Raw genomic sequence first — 16,791 nt, forward strand, 5'->3', positions numbered from 1 at the left:
CTGACCGCGGGCGTGAAATATTCTTTGGCAATCTCCAGCGGCCATCGTAATGGATATGGCCCCTTCGACATGCAAATAAGCGGTCCCGGCGCAATCACGCCCTTGGCGACCGTGCCCGAGCCGGAAACCTTCGCCATGCTGCTGGCCGGCCTGGGACTGACGGGTGGCTTAGCTCGACGTCGGCGGGCTAACAAAAACCCATCGACCTGTTGATGGCTTCACAGCCATCCTAAGCAATTTCCGTATTTTGGACGGATTTTCTGCCGATCTTTGTCGATTGAGCGAAATCATGGCGGCCCTACTTGAGTCGTCACTATTTTTTGCATGGATGGCGCAAGCGAATCGATTTGATCGGCGTTGCGCAGTGGCGGATGTTTGGTGCCCGCGTTGCCTTTCACTAAATGCTCCGCAGAAACGTCCGGTTCGTGCTGCTATTAACGCTACGCGCGGCGTGCATATTCGTCGCGCGCGTCTGCTCGCTCGGCGCTTCAAGTCTGTCGTGCTGTTGACTAGTTCGGAGAGCCGATATTCACGGTCATTTTTACCGAGAAACTATGCGGCGACGTCCATGGCGGGCGTCGTTTCTTAATTCATTTCCGACGCGCGGCGAGCAGAACGAGGTGGGCGTGAATACGCTCCACCGGGCGTAAACGCTGAAGTCACCGTGGCGGTCTACGAGCTGACCCAGACCAACGTGCATACCTCCGACCCGGCCCATACCGGCTTCTCCATTCAAACCGGCGAGACCGCTCGCGGGGTATCGAGGTGGAGTCGGCGCGCTACCGCTGGTGCTCTAACCCAGCGCCTGGCCGACCATCAGCCGGTGGCCGTCCGGCGTGGCGACCAGGAACTCGCGCATGCGGTGCGGCCGGTCGGCCGGGGCCTGCAGGATGATCGCGCCGCGCCGGGTGAACTCGCGGTGCAGGGCGTCGGCGTCGTCGACATGCAGGTACGCGAAGTAGCTGTGGTCGCCGGTGGCAGAGGGCGGCGGCGCATCCGGGCAGTAGCCCAGCATCACCCGCACGCTGCCCCGGCAGGCGAGGTGCCAGCCGGAGTCGGCCGGCCAGTCGATGGTGAAGCCGAGTGCATCGCGGAAGTAGGCCGCATTGCGTTGCAGGTCCGGCACCGCCAGGACGAATGCAAAAGCCTTCAACGAATTCGTTGGCGCAACGGGCGGCACGGGTGGCGGCATGGCGATCCGGTGGTGGAGGAGGGAAGCCCGGCGAAAGGGTAATCCCGAGCGTAGCAAGAAATGGACATTTTGTTACCTGCCGCCTAATATCCGGCGACGTACTGACCGTCGCACGTGCATGACGTGGGGTCGGCATACCGGCGGCGATTCGGTCGGGAGGTCGATACATGCCAGAAATCTTCCGGCACAGAAATCCTGCGGTGGACATCGCCAAGGGCCTGGCGATGTTGCTGGTGCTCTACGGTCATGGCCTGGGTGTGTTCGTGGGCGGTGCGAACCGCGAATTCGTCTTCGAACAGCTAAAAATCATCTACGCCTTCCACATGCCGGTGTTCTTCATGCTGTCGGGCATGGTGTTCACGGCGCGTCGCTGGGCCGAAACCCTGCGCCGAGCGTTGTCGCTGCTGCTCACCGCCTACATCGTGCACCTGCTGTGCTGGGTGTACGGCGCGGCGATGCACGAGGGGCCGGTCAACTGGGCCGGCCTGATCCGGCCGCTGCTCGAACTGAGGCAATTCTGGTCGGTCATCGTCTGGTTTCTGGCGGCGCTGGCCCTGGTCCAGACGGTCTATTTCGCGGCGATCACCGCCGGGCGCTGGGGCCGGATCGTGATCATCGGCCTGGTGGTCGCGGCGTTCGTCTGGGCCCAGGGCCGGCGCTCGAACGTGTTCGAGCTGTCGGCGCTGTTGCCGGGCCTGGTGTTCTACGGGCTCGGCCATGCCTTGGCGCACGCGGGCGTGCTGTGGCGGGTCGGCCGGCGGCATGGAGCGGTCATAGCAGGGCTGGCGTTGGCGACTGTCTGGCTGGCGGGGCTCAACGGCGGCTGCGCCGGGGATGCGGCTGGCACCTGCGACAACCTGCCCGGCGCCTTCATCGTGTTGATGATCGCGGGGCAGTACGGCTTTCTGCCGCTGTTCCTGGCCGCGGCCCTGGCGGGCAGCGCGCTGGTGCTGGGCTTGGCGCGGCTGATCGAGCTGCACCATGCCTGGAGCGCGGCGGCGCTGGCCTGGGTGGGGCGGCGCAGCTTGCAATTGCTGGTCATCAACGGCTTGCTGATCTTCTTTCTGCACCCGGTTCTCGAGCCGGCCTGGCAGGACGCCGGTCGGTGGTGGACGGAGGTCGGCGCCCTCGGCCTGGTCGCCGGGCAGTTGCTGGTGGCATGGCTGTTCGCCGGCATCACCTCCGCACCGCTGCGCTTGGCGAAATTCCTGGTGGCGCGGGTGCCGGCACTGCGCTGAGGGCGGTCGGTCACAGCTGGTAGCAGGGCTGGGGCGTCGGGGTGCCCATGATTTGGGCACAACCCCACGAAGGCACTCCCATGGAATTCACCGTCAACGGAACCCCCGTTCGGGCGGAGGTCGACCTGCGCACCTCGCTGCTCGACCTGCTGCGCGATCACCTCGGCCTCACCGGCTCCAAGAAAGGCTGCAACCAGGGCGCGTGCGGCGCCTGCACCGTGCTGGTCGATGGCGAGCGCATCAACGCGTGCTTGGCGCTGGCGGTGCAGTACCAGGGCCGCGACATCACCACCGTCGAAGGCTTGAGCGGCCCCGAGGGCCTGCACCGCTTGCAGCAGGCTTTCGTGGAGCACGACGGCTTTCAGTGCGGTTACTGCACTCCCGGCCAGCTGTGCTCGGCCGTGGGCATGATGGGTGAGGTGCGGCGCGGCATGCCGAGCGTGGTCACGGCCGACCTCGCAGCGCCGGTGGCCGTGCTCAGCTCCGAGGAGCTGCGCGAACGCATGAGCGGCAACCTGTGCCGCTGCGGTGCCTACAACGGCATCGTCGAAGCCATCGCGGAGACTTTCGAGTCCGGCGCCGACCGGCAGCCCGCTGCCTGGAAGGAGGCCGCATGAACCCCTTCGCCTACCACCGGGCCGACAGCGCACGCGCGGCCGTCGACCTGGCCGCGCAGGCCGCGACGGCGCGCTTTCTCGGCGGCGGCACCAACCTGGTCGACCTGATGCGCGAGACCATCGAGCGGCCGGACACGCTGGTCGATGTGTCGGGCCTGTCGAAATCGATCGAGGCGCGCGAGGACGGCAGCGTGCTGATCGGCGCGGCCGCCAGCAACAGCGCGGTCGCGGCGCACCCGGCGATACGCCAGCGTTTTCCGGTGCTGGCGCGGGCGATCCTGGCGGGCGCCAGCGGCCAGATCCGCAACATGGCGACCGTCGGCGGCAACCTGCTCCAGCGCACCCGCTGCGCCTATTTCTACGACCAGGCTTCGCGCTGCAACAAGCGCGAGCCGGGCACCGGATGCGATGCACGCGAGGGCTTCAACCGCATCCACGCGATCCTGGGCGCGTCGGCGTCGTGCGTGGCTACCCATCCGTCGGACATGTGCGTGGCGCTGGCCGCGCTTGGCGCCACGGTCCATGTGCAGGGGCCGGCCGGTGCACGCACCGTCGCGCTGGTCGACCTGCACCGGCTGCCGGGGGATGCACCGCAGGTGGAGCATCAGCTCGCGCCGGGTGAACTCATCGTGGCGGTGGAGCTGCCCGCGCTCAGCTTCGGTGCGTGCTCCACCTATCGCAAGGTGCGCGATCGTTCCAGCTATGCCTTCGCACTGGTGTCGGTGGCTGCCGCGCTCGACCTGGAAGGCGACGCGGTGCGCGAGGTGCGCATCGCCATCGGCGGAGTCGCCGCCAAGCCCTGGCGCGCCTTCCGCGCCGAAGAAGCCCTGCGCGGCGGGCCGGCCACCGAGGCCGCTTTCCAGGCCGCCGCCCAGGCCGAGCTGGCCGAAGCGGCCGGCCTGCGCGACAACACGTTCAAGATCGAACTGGCCCGCCGCACCATCGTGGCGGTGCTCGGTCAACTGAAGGGAGAAGCAGCATGAGCATCGTCCAGGAAGTCGTCCAGAAGGCGATGCTGAACGTGATTCCCCATGTGCCCGACCGCTGGCTGCCCGGCGCTTCGCCCGACCCGCTGCGCCACGAGCAGGTGCAGTTCGGCCGCGCGGTGTCGCGGGTGGACGGGCCGCTCAAGGTCCAGGGCAAGGCGCGCTTCGCCGCCGAGGTGGAGATGGATGGCATGCTCTATGCGGCCGTCGAGTTCAGCACCATCGCGGCCGGCCGCATCGCCGCGCTCGACACGGCCGCCGCCGAAGCCGCGCCGGGCGTGGCGCTGGTCATGACCTGGCGCAACGCGCCGCGCATGTCGCCGCCCGCGATCATGATGACCAAGCCCAAGGCCGCCGGCGCCAACGACCTGCCGGTGATGCAGGACGAGGTCATCCGCTGGAACGGCCAGCCGGTGGCGGTGGTGCTGGCCGAAACGCAGGAGCAGGCCGACCATGCGAAGTCGCTGATTCGCGTGCGCTACGACCTGGAACCGGCGGTCACGTGTTTTGCCGACGCCATGGCGAAGGCGCGGGTGCCCGACAGCATCCTGGGCGAGCCGCCCCGCGTGGAGATCGGCGACGCCGAAGCCGCGCTGCGGGCGGCGGCCACGAAGGTCGACGCCATCTACACCACGCCTCGCCACAACCACAACGCGATCGAACTGCATGCCGCCACCGTCGCCTGGAACGACGGCAAGCTGGTGGTGCACGACGCCTCGCAGATGATCAACGGCACCGCCTGGACGCTGGCGCAGATGTTCGGCATCGACGAGGCCGACGTGCATGTCAGCTCGCCTTTCGTGGGCGGCGGCTTCGGCGGCAAATGCCTGTGGGACCACCAGATCCTGGCGGCCGCGGCATCGAAGATCGCCGGCCGGCCGGTGCGGCTGGTGCTCACCCGCGAAGGCGTGTTCCGCACGGTCGGCGGCCGTACCCGCACCGAGCAGCGCGTGGCGCTGGGCGCCAAGGCCGACGGCACGCTGGCCGCGCTGATCCACACCGGCTGCGTGGCGATGACGCCACACAATAACTGCCCCGAGCAGTTCACCTTTCCGGCGCGCCACCTCTACGCCACCGAGACGATGCTGCTGGAGCAGAAGGTGGCCGACATGAACATGGTGGTCAACACCTTCATGCGCGCACCGGGCGAGTCGGTCGGCACCTTCGCGCTGGAGAGCGCGCTCGACGAACTGGCGCATGCGATGCAGCTCTGCCCGGTGGAACTGCGCCGCCGCATCGAACCCGAGAAGGATCCGACCTCGGGCCACGCGTTCTCGTCGCGCCACTACCAGCGCGCGCTGGCCGAGGGCGCTGCCCGCTTCGGCTGGGACCGCCGCTCGGCCACGCCCGGCGCGCGCCGAGAGGGCGAATGGCTGGTCGGCATGGGCGTGGCGACCGCCACCTATCCCTACTTCCGCATGCCCGGCGGCGCGGCCCGCATCACCGTCACCGCCGACCATCGCGCCACGGTGCAGATGGCCAGCCACGAGATGGGCATGGGCACCGCCACCGTGCAGGCGCAGCACCTTGCGGCGCGGCTCGGCCTGCCGCTGGAGAACGTGGCGTTCGAGTACGGCGATTCGAAAATGCCCGACGGCACGCTGGCCGGCGGCTCGTCGCAGACCGCCTCGATCGGCGCGACGGTGATCGCGGTGCACGAGGCGCTGGTCAAGCGCCTGATCGAGAAGGCCGGCAAGGAGTCGCCGCTGCACGGCCTGTCGGCCGACGAGGTGGAGACCCGCGACGGCGGCGTGTGGAAGGTGGGCGAGCCCGAGCGGGGCGAAAGCTACGCCGCCATCCTGCGGCGGGCCGGCATCGCCGAGCTGTCGGCCGAAGCCAAGGCCCCGCCGCCGCTGGAGGCGCAGAAGTACTCCATGCATTCCTACGGTGCGCAGTTCTGCGAGGTGCGGGTGAACGCGGTGACCGGCGAGACGCGGGTGTCGCGCTTTCTGGGCTCCTTCGACTGCGGCCGCATCCTCAACCCCAAGACGGCGGCCAGCCAGTTCAAGGGCGGCATCATCATGGGCCTGGGCCTGGCGCTGACCGAGGAGACCTTCTTCGACGAGCGCAGCGGCCGCATCATGAATCCGAGCTTGGCGGAGTACCACGTGCCGGTGCACCTCGACGTGCCGGCGATCGATGTGATGTGGACCGACGAGCCCGATCCGCACAGCCCGATGGGCGCCCACGGCATCGGCGAGATCGGCATCACCGGCGTGGGTGCGGCGGTGGCCAACGCCATCTTCAATGCCACCGGCCGGCGGGTGCGCGATCTGCCGATCACGCTCGACAAGCTGTTGTAGCTGCAAGTCATAGCTGACAAAGCAGCCGATCAACGGCTAAAGTGTCAGCTATGAATGACAAAATTAGGCTCGCCGACCAGCTGGGCAAGCAATTGGTCGAGCGCCGTCAAGCGTTGGGCATGAGCAAATCCGAGCTGGCTGAAAAAGCTGGCAAGACCCGGGAAGTCATCTACCGGCTCGAAGCTGGCGACGACTCCACCGTGTCTTCCCTGCTGGCGGTGGTCGGTGCGCTCGGCCTGGCGCTGCGGCTCGAACGCGCCGGTCTGCCGACGGCTGCCGAGGTGGCCTCGCGCTTTCGCGAAGAAGACGACGATGCTGCCTGAGCAGGTCCGGCTGCTGGAGGTTTCCATCGGCGACGCGCCGCAGGCCGGGCAGCTGATACGCGCGTCGACCTACGAATTTCGCTACCGGCAGCCCGATGCCGACCAGGCGGCCGTCGCGCTGCTCATGCCGGCTGGCGAGCAACTCACCTGGCAGGACGGCGACCTGTTTCCGGCCATGGACCAGAACCTGCCCGAGGGCGACCTGTTCATGCGGATCCGGGCGATGTTTCCCAAGCAGTCGCTGACGCCGATGCACATGCTGGCGCTGGTCGGGCGCAACGGCATCGGCCGCCTCGGCTTCAGCCTGCCGGGCCAGCCCGCACCTGCCATGCCGCGCAGCCTGAGCAAGGCCGCCCTGCTGGGCACCGCCTATACGCCGGAGGTCTTCGACGAACTGGTGGCCGCCTACCTCAGCACCGGCGCGGGCATCGCCGGCATGCAGCCCAAGATCATGGTGCCCGACCGGCCCACCGTGCCGATCCCCTCGCTCATCGTGAAAGCGGCCAGCGCGGCATATCCGGGGCTGGCGGCCAACGAATTCCTCTGCCTGACAGCGGCGCGCGTCGCGGGCATCGAGGTGCCCTCATTCGCGCTTTCCGACGACGGGCAGATGCTGGTGCTCGACCGTTTCGACCTGTTGGTGCACGACGACGGCCGCGTGGAGCGGCTCGGCTTCGAGGACATCGCGGCGCTGGCCGGACTGCGTGTGCGCGACATCCTGTCGGACCGCAAGTATCAGGGCAGCTACCAGCGCGTGGCCGAGCTGCTGCGCCAGTTGCAACTGCACAGCGACAGCCTGCACCGCTTCTTCGAGCAGGTCGCGTTTTCGGTGATGGTGCGCAACGGCGACGCGCACCTGAAGAACTTCGGGCTGCTCTATCGCTCCGCCGCCGAGGCGTGGCTGGCGCCCATGTTCGACGTGGTGACGACCAGCATCTACCGCTACACGCAGTACGCCGGCGGGCCGGAGCTGGAAGACCACACGCTCGCGCTCAAGCTGTTCGCCGGCAGGCACCGCACCAAGACCTATCCGACGACCGAAGAGCTGCTGGACTTCGGCCGCCGCATCTGCGGCGTCGCACGGCCGGCTGCCGTATTGGACCGGATCGCAGAGGCCATGCGCCGCACCCTGGACGAGGCCAAGGGCGACGCGCGCGTGCCGCCCGCGCTGCTGCAACAGATGACCCCGGCATGGGAATCGGGCTGCGCGTACGCCCGGTGATGGGCGCCGGGCGCGCTCGGTCCGGCACGTGAGCGACGCCTTCTGATCCAAGCCGCCGCGCGCCGATGGCATTGGGCAGGCAAAGCGCACGGCGACCCCGGGATATCCCTGCCTCCAGCCCGTTGACCAGAACCACGACCGGTCCTTACCATGCCATGACAGCGCTAACATCCATTTTCGATCTCCATGCCTTCCCACGAAAAAACCGATCTTCCCGGCGCAGCCGACGTCTCCCTCACCCGCAAGAAACCCGAGGACCTCCGCTCGCACCGCTGGTACGGCGTGAAAGACATGCGCAGCTTCGGCCACCGCTCGCGCACCGCGCAGATGGGCTTCAGCCGCGACGACTACCTGGGCAAGCCGGTGATCGGCATCCTCAACACCTGGAGCGACATGAACTCCTGCCACACGCACTTCAAGCAGCGCGTGGAAGAGGTCAAGCGCGGTGTGTGGCAAGCCGGCGGTTTTCCGGTCGAGATCCCGGCGATCAGCCTGGGCGAGGCCTTCCAGAAGCCCACCACCATGCTCTACCGCAACCTGCTGGCGATGGAGGCCGAGGAGCTGATCCGCTCCTATCCCTGCGACGGCGTGGTGCTCATGGGCGGCTGCGACAAGACCACGCCCGGCCTGGTGATGGGCGCGCTGGCCAACAACCTGCCGACCATCTTCGTGCCCGCCGGCCCCATGCTGCGCGGCGACTACAAGGGCAAGTTCCTCGGCTCGGGTTCGGACACCTGGAAGTACTGGGCCGAGTTGCGCGCCGGCAACATCACCGAGCAGGACTGGCAGGAGGTAGAAGACGGCATCGCCCGCAGTCCCGGCACCTGCATGACCATGGGCACCGCCAGCACCATGACCAGCGCCACCGAAGCCATGGGCCTGACGCTGCCCGGCGCCAGCTCGATCCCGGCGCCGGATTCGCGCCATTCGATGATGGCCACCCACACCGGCAAGCGCATCGTCGACATGGTCTGGGAAGACCTCAAGCCGCTCGACATCCTGACGCCCGCATCCTTCGACAACGCCGTGGTCACCGCGCTCGGCCTGGGCGGCTCCACCAACGCCATCGTCCACCTGATCGCCATGGCGCGCCGCGCCGGCGTGCCGCTGGACCTCAACCGCTTCGACGAACTGGCCCGCCGCACCCCGGTCATCGCCAATCTGCGACCCGGCGGCCAGTACCTGATGGAGGACTTCTATTACGCCGGCGGCTTGCGCGCCTTCCTCAAGGAGATGGGCGCGCACATCGACGGCAGCCAGAAGACGGTCAACGGCCGCACGCTGGGCGAGAACATCGCCGATGCGCAGGTCTACAACTCCGAGGTGATCCTGCCGCTGGCCGCACCCAAGCTCGAGAGCGGCGGCCTGGCCGTGCTGCGCGGCAACCTCGCGCCCGACGGCGCGGTCATCAAGCCGGCGGCGATGGAACAGCACCTGCGCAAGCACACCGGGCCGGCGGTGGTGTTCAAGGACTACAACGACATGGCCGCGCGCATCGACGACCCGGACCTCGACGTGAGCAAGGACAGCGTCATCGTGCTGCAGAGCGCCGGCCCCCAGGGCGCGCCCGGCATGCCGGAATGGGGCCAGTTGCCGATTCCGCAGAAGCTGCTGAAGGAAGGGGTGCGCGACATGGTGCGCATCAGCGACGCCCGCATGAGCGGCACCAGCTACGGCGCCTGCGTGCTGCACGTCACGCCCGAATCGCATGTCGGCGGCCCGCTGGCGCTGGTGCGCACCGGTGACCTGGTCACGCTCGACGTCGATGCCCGACGCATCGCCATGGAAGTGAGCGACGAGGAGATCGCCCGCCGCCGCGCCGCGTGGAAAGCCCCGGCGCCCAAGTTCGGACGCGGCTACGGCGTGATGTTCCTCAAGCACGTGCAGCAGGCCGACACCGGCTGCGACTTCGACTTTCTCGCGCCCGACTACGTGGACCCGGACTCGGCCGCCGCGTCCGCCACCGCCGCAGGCGAGCCCGAGATCCACTGACACCCGCCCACCGACAGGGCGGCGACAAGAAAACCGACAACGGAGACAAGACCCATGAACACCATCACCCGACGCGGGAGCCTCCTGCTCGCCGGCCTGCTGGCCGCATCGCCGCTGGCCGCTCTGGCGCAGGCTGCCGCGCCTTACCCGACCCGCGCGGTCACCGTCATCGTGCCCTTCGCGCCCGGCGGCGGCACCGACATCGCGGCCCGCCTGCTGGCCGTGAAGCTCGGCCAGAAATGGGGCCAGTCGGTGGTGGTGGAAAACCGCACCGGCGCGGGCGGGCTGATCGGCGCCGAGGCGGTCACCAAGGCCAAGCCCGACGGTTACACGCTGCTGGTGGGCAATGTGGGCACGCAGTCGATCAACCCCTCGCTCTACAAGATGCCCTACGACCCCGACAAGGCGTTCACCCCGATCTCCCTGTTCGCCGAGCTGCCTTTCGCCTTCGTCGTGAACCCGGGCATCAAGGCCACGACGCCCAAGGAGCTGATCGCGCTGGCCAAGGCCGATCCGGGCAAGCTCACCTACGCCAGCTCGGGCGCCGGCGGCTCGCCGCACCTCACGGCCGAGATCTTTCAGCAGGCCACCGGCGTCAAGTTCACCCACGTGCCCTACAAGGGCGGCGGCCCCGCCATGGCCGACCTGATGGCCGGCCACGTGGACATGCTCTTCGCCTCCATTCTGGAAACCGCCGGCTATGTGAAGGCCGGCAAGCTGCGCGCGCTGGCGGTAACCAGCCCGCAGCGCTCGCCCGCCATGCCGGAGGTGCCGACGCTGGCCGAGCTGGGCGTGCCCCATGCCGAATCAGGCTCCTGGGTGGCCTTGCTGGGGCCGGCCGGCACGCCGGCGGCGCTGGCCGAGAAGATCGCTGCCGACGTGCACGAGATCGTCGGCACCGCCGAGGTCAAGGCCGCGCTCATCGCCCAGGGCGCCACGCCGCGCGGCGGCACGCCCGCCGAGCTGCAGCAGACCATCGTGGCCGACAAGGAACGCTACGGCAAAGTCATCAAGGCCGGCGGCATCCGCATCGACTGACTGAACGACCTCCCCAGGACAGTCACCGTGAATGCCCGCTACACCCCGCGCCGCCGCACGCTGCTGCAGGCCTCCAGCGCCTTCGCCCTGCCCGGCGGTTTGCTCGCAGCCCGCGAGGCTTCGGCCCAGGACGTCTGGCCGAGCCGTGCCATCACCTACGTCGTGCCCTTCACGCCCGGCGGCTCCACCGACGTCATCGGCCGCGTGGTGTCGCAGAAGCTCGGCGAGGCCCTCGGCCAGCCAGTGGTCGTCGACAACCGGCCGGGCGCCGCCGGCGCGGTGGGCGCCGCCTACGTCGCCAAGGCCAGGCCCGACGGCTACACGCTCTTCGGCGGCACCATCAGCACCCACGCGATCAACGCCAGCCTCTACAAGAGCCTGCCCTACGACCCGGTGAAGGACTTCGAGCCGATCTCGCTCGTGGCGTTTCTGCCCAACGTGCTGATGGTGTCGCCGGGCCTCGGCGTGAACTCGGTGGCCGAGCTGGTGGCGCTGCTGAAAAAGGACGCCTCCCGACGCACCTTCGCCTCGTCCGGCGCCGGCACTTCCACCCATCTGGCCGGCGAGTTGCTGGCCGACCTGATCGGCGTGCGGCTCACCCACGTGCCGTACAAGGGCACTCCGCCGGCCATGCTCGACGTGTCCTCGGGCCAGGTCACGTTCATGTTCGACCAGTTCACCGCGGCCTTGCCGCTGGTGCAGTCGGGCAAGCTGAAGCTGCTCGCCGTGACCACCGGCCAACGCGCTGCCATCGCACCGCAGCTGCCGACGCTCGCCGAGGGCGGCGTGCCGGGTTTCGAGATGGCGTCGTGGCAGGCGATCTATGCGCCCAAGAACACGCCCAGGCCCATCGTCGACCGCCTTTGCGTGGAGATCACCAAGGCACTCAAGCTGCCCGACGTGCACGACAAGCTCACCAACCAGCTCGGCATGGAAGTCGTGGCCGGTTCGCCCGCCGATCTGGCCGCGCTCATGCAAAAGGAAATTCCGCGCTGGGGGGAGCTTGTTCGCAAATCCGGAGCCTCGGCCTGACGCCCGTCCCGCCGTCGCCTTCCGCCCTTCTGATTTCTTCTTCTTTTTTCAATTTCCGTTCCATCGACATGACCACCAGCTCACCCGTTCCCCTCTCCGACGAAACTCGCGAACTGCTGCGCAAAGTCAGCGTTGCCACGCTGTGCACCCAGCTGTTCAAGCGTGGCTTTCGCAATGTGTTCCTGCAGGGCGTGGGCCGGCTCACCACGCCGAGCAAGGGCAACCTAGTCGGGCCGGCCTTCACCATGCGCAACATTCCGGCGCGTGAGGACCTCGACCAGATCAGCGCCTTCGACGACCCGAACCATCCTCAGCGCAAAGGCATCGAGAGCGTGCCGCCCGGCCATGTGTTGGTGATCGACTGCCGGGGCGAGAAACGTGTGGCCTCGGGCGGCGGCATCCTCACCACGCGGCTGCGGGTGCGCGGTGCCGAAGGCCTGGTCTCGGACGGTCCGGTACGCGACAGCGGAACCATCGCGCAGATGGACTTCCCCGTCTATTGCGCCGGCGGCAGCGCGCCGCTCAACCTCATCCACCACCACGCCATCGACCTCAACGTGCCGATCGGCTGCGGCGGCGTGTCGGTCTATCCGGGCGACATCATGGTCGGCGACGAAGAGGGCGTGGTCGTGGTGCCGTCGCACCTGGCCGAAGAGATCGCCCGCGACGCCACCGAGCAGGAAAAGATGGAGGCCTTCATCCTCGAAAAGATCGAAGGCGGTGCGCGCCTGGCCGGCACCTATCCGCCCAATGCCGACACCCGTGCCGAGTTCGCCGACTGGCGCAAGGCCCGAGGCGTCTGACCGATTCCGAACCGGGCCCTCACGCCGCCCGGCCTTGCAGACGAGCACGAACAACCAAGAGACAGAACACCATGCAACGCCGTCACGCCCTCATCGCCACCGCCCTGGCCGCCGCCACCGGTATCGCCACGCCAGCGCTGGCCCAGCAGGCCGCCTGGCCGCAACGCCAGATCACCATCGTCGTGCCCGCCTCGCCGGGCGGTGCCATCGACCTGCTGGCCCGGCTCATCGGCAACAAGATGACCACCGACTGGGGCCAGCCGGTGGTGATCGACAACCGCACCGGCGCCACCGGCATCATCGGCACCGACCTGGTCGCCAAGAGCCCGCCGGACGGCTACAACCTGGTGCTGGTGGCGAGCAGCCACGCGATCAATCCGAGCATGGTGAAGAAGCTGCCCTTCGACACGGTGAAGGGCTTCGAGCCGATCGCGCTGACGCACGTGGTGCCGCTGGTGCTGGTGACCGCGCCGGACTTTCCGGCGAAGACGGTGCAGGACATCGTCGCCTACGGCAAGGCGCACCCGGGGGAACTGAGTTTCGCGTCGAGCGGCAGCGGTGGGGCGCCGCACTTTTCGGGTGAGCTGTTCAAGTCGCTGACCGGACTGCAGATGACCCATGTGCCCTACAAGGGAAGCACGCTGGCGCATCCCGACCTGATGAGCGGGCGGGTGTCGCTGATGTTCGACACGGTGGCCGCCACGAATGCGCAGATCAAGGCCGGCAAGCTCCGGGCCTATGCGGTGACCACGGCGAAGCGGTCGGCTTCCCTGCCGGATGTGCCGACGATGCAGGAAGCGGGGATCGCGGGGTACGAAACGAGCACCTGGGGTGGCTTGCTGGCGCCTGCGGGGACGCCTCGGGCGGTGGTCGAGAAGATCAATGCCGAGGTGAATCGGGTGTTGGCGATGGCGGATGTGCGCAAGACCTTGCAGGACAACGGGATCGAGGCGGGGGGTGGGACTGCTGCGCAGTTTGGGTCGTTCATTCAGGGCGAGATGGTGAAGTGGGGGAAGGTGGCCAAGGATGCGGGGATTCAGCCGGAGTAGGTTTTTTACTCTGCGGCTGCGGCTGCGGCTGCGGCTGGGGCTTGGTCTTTGCTGAGCTTGTCTTTTTTCTTTTCTTCTCTTTGCAGAGGGTGGAGCTGGGGGCTTGCGCGCCCCCAGACCCGCGGTAACTTTCTTTCCGCGGAAAGAAAGTCACCAAAGAAACGCTAAGACGAGCTCGAGGCTCGGTCGGGCCATTGCTTCGCTCGGCCTGGGGAATGTGCCTTCGAACGCTCTAGCGGCAACAGTTTGGACAAGGGTTGATCCAGAGCCATGGCCCCGCTGCGCGGGTCGAGGCTGAGAGGATAAGGACAGGCGACCGCACTGAGCACGTTGAGGGGGCCGTGCTGCTTCGATCGCCACGCTCAATGCGCGCCGTGGTGCGGCCGGAGCAATCAAATCGCATGCATTCGCCCTGCTCGTCGATGTGGTCCGTGCGCCCACTTCGCGGCCGGCTAGCGGTCACGTCACATGCCCCCTGCCAGTGCGGTTCAGCCCATGCGAGCAACGCGCATGGCAATCGAACGTACGCGGCCCCCTCACCGTGCTCAGTGCGGTCGCCTGTCCTTACCCTCTCAGCCTCGACCCGCGCAGCGGGGCCATGGCTCTGGATCAACCCTTGTCCAAACTGTTGCCGCTAGAGCGTTCGAAGGCACATTCCCCAGGCCGAGCGAAGCAATGGCCCGACCGAGCCTCGAGCTCGTCTTAGCGTTTCTTTGGTGACTTTCTTTCCGCGGAAAGAAAGTTACCGCGGGTCTGGGGGCGCGCAAGCCCCCAGCTCCACCCTACGACCAGTAGAAGAAAAACAAGCCAGCAAGCCAGCAAGCCAGCAAGCCCCCAGTCGCGACCAGCAAAAAAACCTCAAGCCGCCGGCAACCTCTGCGGCAACAACTCCTGCAAAGCCTCCCCCATCAACCAGTTCCGAAACGCCTCGATATTCGGATCCCCCCGCGAAGCCTCCCGAGTCAACAGGTAATAGTTCCCCGCAGAAGGAACATCAGCCGGCAAAGGGCACACCAGATCACTGCCGTGCGCCAATCCTTGCAGCACGATGGAAGGCACGATCGCCACCCCCTTGCACTGCTCCGCCGCCCGCAGCCCCATGAAGAAATGCCCGAAATGGATCGAGGCCGTAGCCGCCGGCAGCCGCACACCATGGGCGGCCAGCCAATCGGGCCAGGCGTACTTGCGGCTCGCCGTGTGGATCAGCCGATGGGCCAGCAGATCACGCGGCGTCCCCACCGGCTTGCCCTGCGCCAGCAACTTGCGCGACACCACCGGCACCAGCACGTCGGGAAACAGCAGCTCGGCGCTCACGCCCTTCCAGTTGCGCACCATCTCCAGGTCGATGCGCGGCTGACCCGGCTGCATCGGCGCACCGGGCAGGCAGCCGACCCGGATCGCCGCATCGACCTCGCCCGACTGGAGATTGGCCGGCTCGATCGAGGTGACCAGCCGTACGTCGATCTGCGGATGGCTTTCGCTGAAGGTCGCCAGCCGGGGCATCAGCCAGCCCGTGCCGAGCGTGGGCATGACGCTCAGGTTGATGACCGAACGTTCCTGGACCCGCATCGCGTGCTGGGTGGCGCTGTCGATCATGTCCAGCGCCTGCTGGATCGAGCGCTGGTATTCGAGCCCGGCGGGCGTGAGCTCGACCCGGCGGGTGAAGCGCTCGAACAGCTTCTGGCCCAGGTGCTCTTCCAGCACCCGGATCTGCCGGCTGATCGCGCCCTGGGTGACGAACAGTTCCTCGGCCGCGTGGGTGAAGGACAGGTGCCGCGCGGCGGCTGCGAAAGCGGGCAGGGCGAGCAGGGGCGGCAGGCGGGCGGACATCCATGAATGATAGGCGCTCATGCATGCGGCCCCGCTAAATCGTTTGTGGCGGCGGGGGCTCCTTCCTAGGATGGCCGGGCCGACTCCTGCGCGCTCCGGCGGCGCGCGGGAGGGCCGGCACATTTTTCGCGTCGCTGCCCGCCGGCAGCAGAAAAAGGAAAGCAAGCACATGGCACAGATCGTCCTGGGGATCGGTTCATCCCACAGTCCCACCCTCCTCATGGAACCCGAGGCCTGGCTGGCGCGCGCCGGACACGACGACGTGAAGATCCACGCGCTCTACGACCACCAGGGCCGCCACGTCAGCTACGAGGAACTGCTGGCGGCCACGCCGCCGGGCATGGACGCCGAGATCGACATGGCGGTGCTGCAGCGCCGCCACCAGGCCAATCAGGCGGCCGTCGCCAAGGTGCGCCAAGCGCTGGTGGAGGCCGACCCGGACCTCGTCCTCATCATCGGCGACGACCACAAGGAGGTCTTCCAGGACGACAACATGCCGGTCATCTCCGTCTACTGGGGCGACACCATTGCGTACAAGCCCCAGGGCATGATGAAGTGGAAGTACGACCCCAGCCTGCAGGCCGCGTCCTGGTATCCGCAGGAGGAAAAGGAATACCCGATCGCGGCGGTACAAGCCAAGCAGCTGATCGCCGACCTGATGGCGCGCGACTTCGACGTGGCGCATTCGAAGTACTACCGGCCCGGGCAGGGCATGAGCCATTCCTTCGGCTACGTCTACTACAAGATGATGGCCGAGAAGACCTACCCGATCGTGCCGGTGAGCATCAACACCTACTACCCGCCCAACCAGATCACGCCGGAGCGCGCCTTCCGGCTGGGCGAGGCGATCCGCGCGGCCATCGAGTCGTGGCCGTCCGAGCTGCGGGTGGCGGTGGTGGCCACCGGCGGTTTGAGCCACTTCGTGCTGGACGAAGCCTTCGACAAGGAATTCCTCGCCGCCATGGCCTCGGGCGATGTCGCGGCGCATGCCGCGCTGCCGCTGGAGAAGCTGCAGTCGGGCAATTCAGAACTCCGCTGCTGGTCGGCGCTGGCCGGCGTGGTCGGCGGCATGCAGATGGAGCTGATCGACTACGTGCCCTGCTACCGCAGCCCGGCGGGCACCGGCTGCGGCATGGCCTTCGCCACCTGGCGCTGACACCGGGCAA

At 67.7% G+C, this 16,791-nt stretch carries 14 protein-coding genes and 1 pseudogene; 13 read left to right on the forward strand and 2 right to left on the reverse strand.

The window, feature by feature from the left end; all coding sequences use genetic code 11:
* Window positions 1–105: 105 nt before the first annotated feature.
* Window positions 106–213: pseudogene (locus R9X41_RS23650) on the forward strand (PEPxxWA-CTERM sorting domain-containing protein); the annotation flags it as partial.
* Between the two features lie 580 nt (window positions 214–793).
* On the opposite strand, the gene R9X41_RS01940 reads toward R9X41_RS23650, so the two are convergent.
* On the reverse strand, window positions 794–1,192 hold the full coding sequence (locus tag R9X41_RS01940) for a VOC family protein (protein WP_318633220.1): 399 nt from the start codon (window positions 1,190–1,192) through the stop codon (window positions 794–796).
* 200 nt (window positions 1,193–1,392) lie between these two features.
* Between R9X41_RS01940 and R9X41_RS01945 the strand changes: the two genes are divergently transcribed.
* The 11 genes from R9X41_RS01945 (at window position 1,393) to R9X41_RS01995 (ending at window position 13,795) form a co-directional block, all read left to right on the forward strand.
* Window positions 1,393–2,430 carry an acyltransferase family protein gene (locus R9X41_RS01945; protein WP_318633221.1) on the forward strand — a complete coding sequence of 346 codons (1,038 nt, stop codon included), beginning with the start codon at window positions 1,393–1,395 and terminating at the stop codon, window positions 2,428–2,430.
* A gap of 80 nt (window positions 2,431–2,510) precedes the next feature.
* Window positions 2,511–3,047 (forward strand): 2Fe-2S iron-sulfur cluster-binding protein, encoded by a 537-nt coding sequence (locus R9X41_RS01950; RefSeq protein ID WP_318633222.1) that lies wholly within the window; start codon window positions 2,511–2,513, stop codon window positions 3,045–3,047.
* A complete protein-coding gene (locus R9X41_RS01955; RefSeq protein ID WP_318633223.1) occupies window positions 3,044–4,030 on the forward strand; it encodes an FAD binding domain-containing protein in 987 nt (328 codons plus the stop codon). The genes R9X41_RS01950 and R9X41_RS01955 overlap by 4 nt, the downstream gene beginning before the upstream one ends.
* The gene (locus R9X41_RS01960) at window positions 4,027–6,336 is read left to right on the forward strand and encodes a xanthine dehydrogenase family protein molybdopterin-binding subunit (RefSeq protein WP_318633224.1); all 2,310 of its coding nucleotides are present in this window, start codon (window positions 4,027–4,029) and stop codon (window positions 6,334–6,336) included. The genes R9X41_RS01955 and R9X41_RS01960 overlap by 4 nt, the downstream gene beginning before the upstream one ends.
* 50 nt (window positions 6,337–6,386) lie before the next feature.
* Window positions 6,387–6,659: a helix-turn-helix domain-containing protein gene (locus R9X41_RS01965; RefSeq protein WP_318633225.1), complete on the forward strand. Its 273-nt coding sequence runs from the start codon at window positions 6,387–6,389 to the stop codon at window positions 6,657–6,659.
* Window positions 6,649–7,881 carry a type II toxin-antitoxin system HipA family toxin gene (locus R9X41_RS01970; protein WP_318633226.1) on the forward strand — a complete coding sequence of 411 codons (1,233 nt, stop codon included), beginning with the start codon at window positions 6,649–6,651 and terminating at the stop codon, window positions 7,879–7,881. The genes R9X41_RS01965 and R9X41_RS01970 overlap by 11 nt, the downstream gene beginning before the upstream one ends.
* Window positions 7,882–8,067: 186 nt before the next feature.
* Window positions 8,068–9,873, forward strand: a complete 1,806-nt coding sequence (gene araD / locus R9X41_RS01975) for an L-arabinonate dehydratase (RefSeq protein WP_318633227.1) — start codon at window positions 8,068–8,070, stop codon at window positions 9,871–9,873.
* 54 nt (window positions 9,874–9,927) lie between these two features.
* Window positions 9,928–10,911, forward strand: coding sequence for a Bug family tripartite tricarboxylate transporter substrate binding protein (locus R9X41_RS01980; protein ID WP_318633228.1), 984 nt, complete (start codon window positions 9,928–9,930; stop codon window positions 10,909–10,911).
* Window positions 10,912–10,938: 27 nt separating this feature from the next.
* Window positions 10,939–11,943: a Bug family tripartite tricarboxylate transporter substrate binding protein gene (locus R9X41_RS01985; RefSeq protein ID WP_412556653.1), complete on the forward strand. Its 1,005-nt coding sequence runs from the start codon at window positions 10,939–10,941 to the stop codon at window positions 11,941–11,943.
* Window positions 11,944–12,011: 68 nt separating this feature from the next.
* Window positions 12,012–12,746: a ribonuclease activity regulator RraA gene (locus R9X41_RS01990; RefSeq protein WP_318633229.1), complete on the forward strand. Its 735-nt coding sequence runs from the start codon at window positions 12,012–12,014 to the stop codon at window positions 12,744–12,746.
* A 71-nt stretch (window positions 12,747–12,817) separates the two neighbouring features.
* Window positions 12,818–13,795: a tripartite tricarboxylate transporter substrate binding protein gene (locus R9X41_RS01995; protein ID WP_318633230.1), complete on the forward strand. Its 978-nt coding sequence runs from the start codon at window positions 12,818–12,820 to the stop codon at window positions 13,793–13,795.
* An 858-nt stretch (window positions 13,796–14,653) separates the two neighbouring features.
* On the opposite strand, the gene R9X41_RS02000 is transcribed toward R9X41_RS01995, so the two are convergent.
* Window positions 14,654–15,625: a LysR substrate-binding domain-containing protein gene (locus tag R9X41_RS02000; protein WP_318633231.1), complete on the reverse strand. Its 972-nt coding sequence runs from the start codon at window positions 15,623–15,625 to the stop codon at window positions 14,654–14,656.
* A 169-nt stretch (window positions 15,626–15,794) separates the two neighbouring features.
* On the opposite strand from R9X41_RS02000, the gene R9X41_RS02005 reads away from it, so the two are divergent.
* Window positions 15,795–16,781 (forward strand): DODA-type extradiol aromatic ring-opening family dioxygenase, encoded by a 987-nt coding sequence (locus tag R9X41_RS02005; protein ID WP_318633232.1) that lies wholly within the window; start codon window positions 15,795–15,797, stop codon window positions 16,779–16,781.
* Window positions 16,782–16,791: the final 10 nt, after the last annotated feature.

This window comes from Xylophilus sp. GOD-11R, assembly GCF_033546935.1.
Classification (GTDB): domain Bacteria; phylum Pseudomonadota; class Gammaproteobacteria; order Burkholderiales; family Burkholderiaceae_C; genus Xylophilus.

Excerpts from the sequence above, each read along its gene's own strand:
- R9X41_RS01940 (WP_318633220.1), bottom strand. The coding sequence starts at position 1,192 with ATGCCGCCACCCGTGCCGCCCGTTGCGCCAACGAATTCGTTGAAGGCT.
- R9X41_RS01950 (WP_318633222.1), top strand. The coding sequence starts at position 2,511 with ATGGAATTCACCGTCAACGGAACCCCCGTTCGGGCGGAGGTCGACCTG.
- R9X41_RS01955 (WP_318633223.1), top strand. The coding sequence starts at position 3,044 with ATGAACCCCTTCGCCTACCACCGGGCCGACAGCGCACGCGCGGCCGTC.
- R9X41_RS01960 (WP_318633224.1), top strand. The coding sequence starts at position 4,027 with ATGAGCATCGTCCAGGAAGTCGTCCAGAAGGCGATGCTGAACGTGATT.
- R9X41_RS01965 (WP_318633225.1), top strand. The coding sequence starts at position 6,387 with ATGAATGACAAAATTAGGCTCGCCGACCAGCTGGGCAAGCAATTGGTC.
- R9X41_RS01970 (WP_318633226.1), top strand. The coding sequence starts at position 6,649 with ATGCTGCCTGAGCAGGTCCGGCTGCTGGAGGTTTCCATCGGCGACGCG.
- araD (WP_318633227.1), top strand. The coding sequence starts at position 8,068 with ATGCCTTCCCACGAAAAAACCGATCTTCCCGGCGCAGCCGACGTCTCC.
- R9X41_RS01980 (WP_318633228.1), top strand. The coding sequence starts at position 9,928 with ATGAACACCATCACCCGACGCGGGAGCCTCCTGCTCGCCGGCCTGCTG.
- R9X41_RS01990 (WP_318633229.1), top strand. The coding sequence starts at position 12,012 with ATGACCACCAGCTCACCCGTTCCCCTCTCCGACGAAACTCGCGAACTG.
- R9X41_RS01995 (WP_318633230.1), top strand. The coding sequence starts at position 12,818 with ATGCAACGCCGTCACGCCCTCATCGCCACCGCCCTGGCCGCCGCCACC.
- R9X41_RS02000 (WP_318633231.1), bottom strand. The coding sequence starts at position 15,625 with ATGTCCGCCCGCCTGCCGCCCCTGCTCGCCCTGCCCGCTTTCGCAGCC.
- R9X41_RS02005 (WP_318633232.1), top strand. The coding sequence starts at position 15,795 with ATGGCACAGATCGTCCTGGGGATCGGTTCATCCCACAGTCCCACCCTC.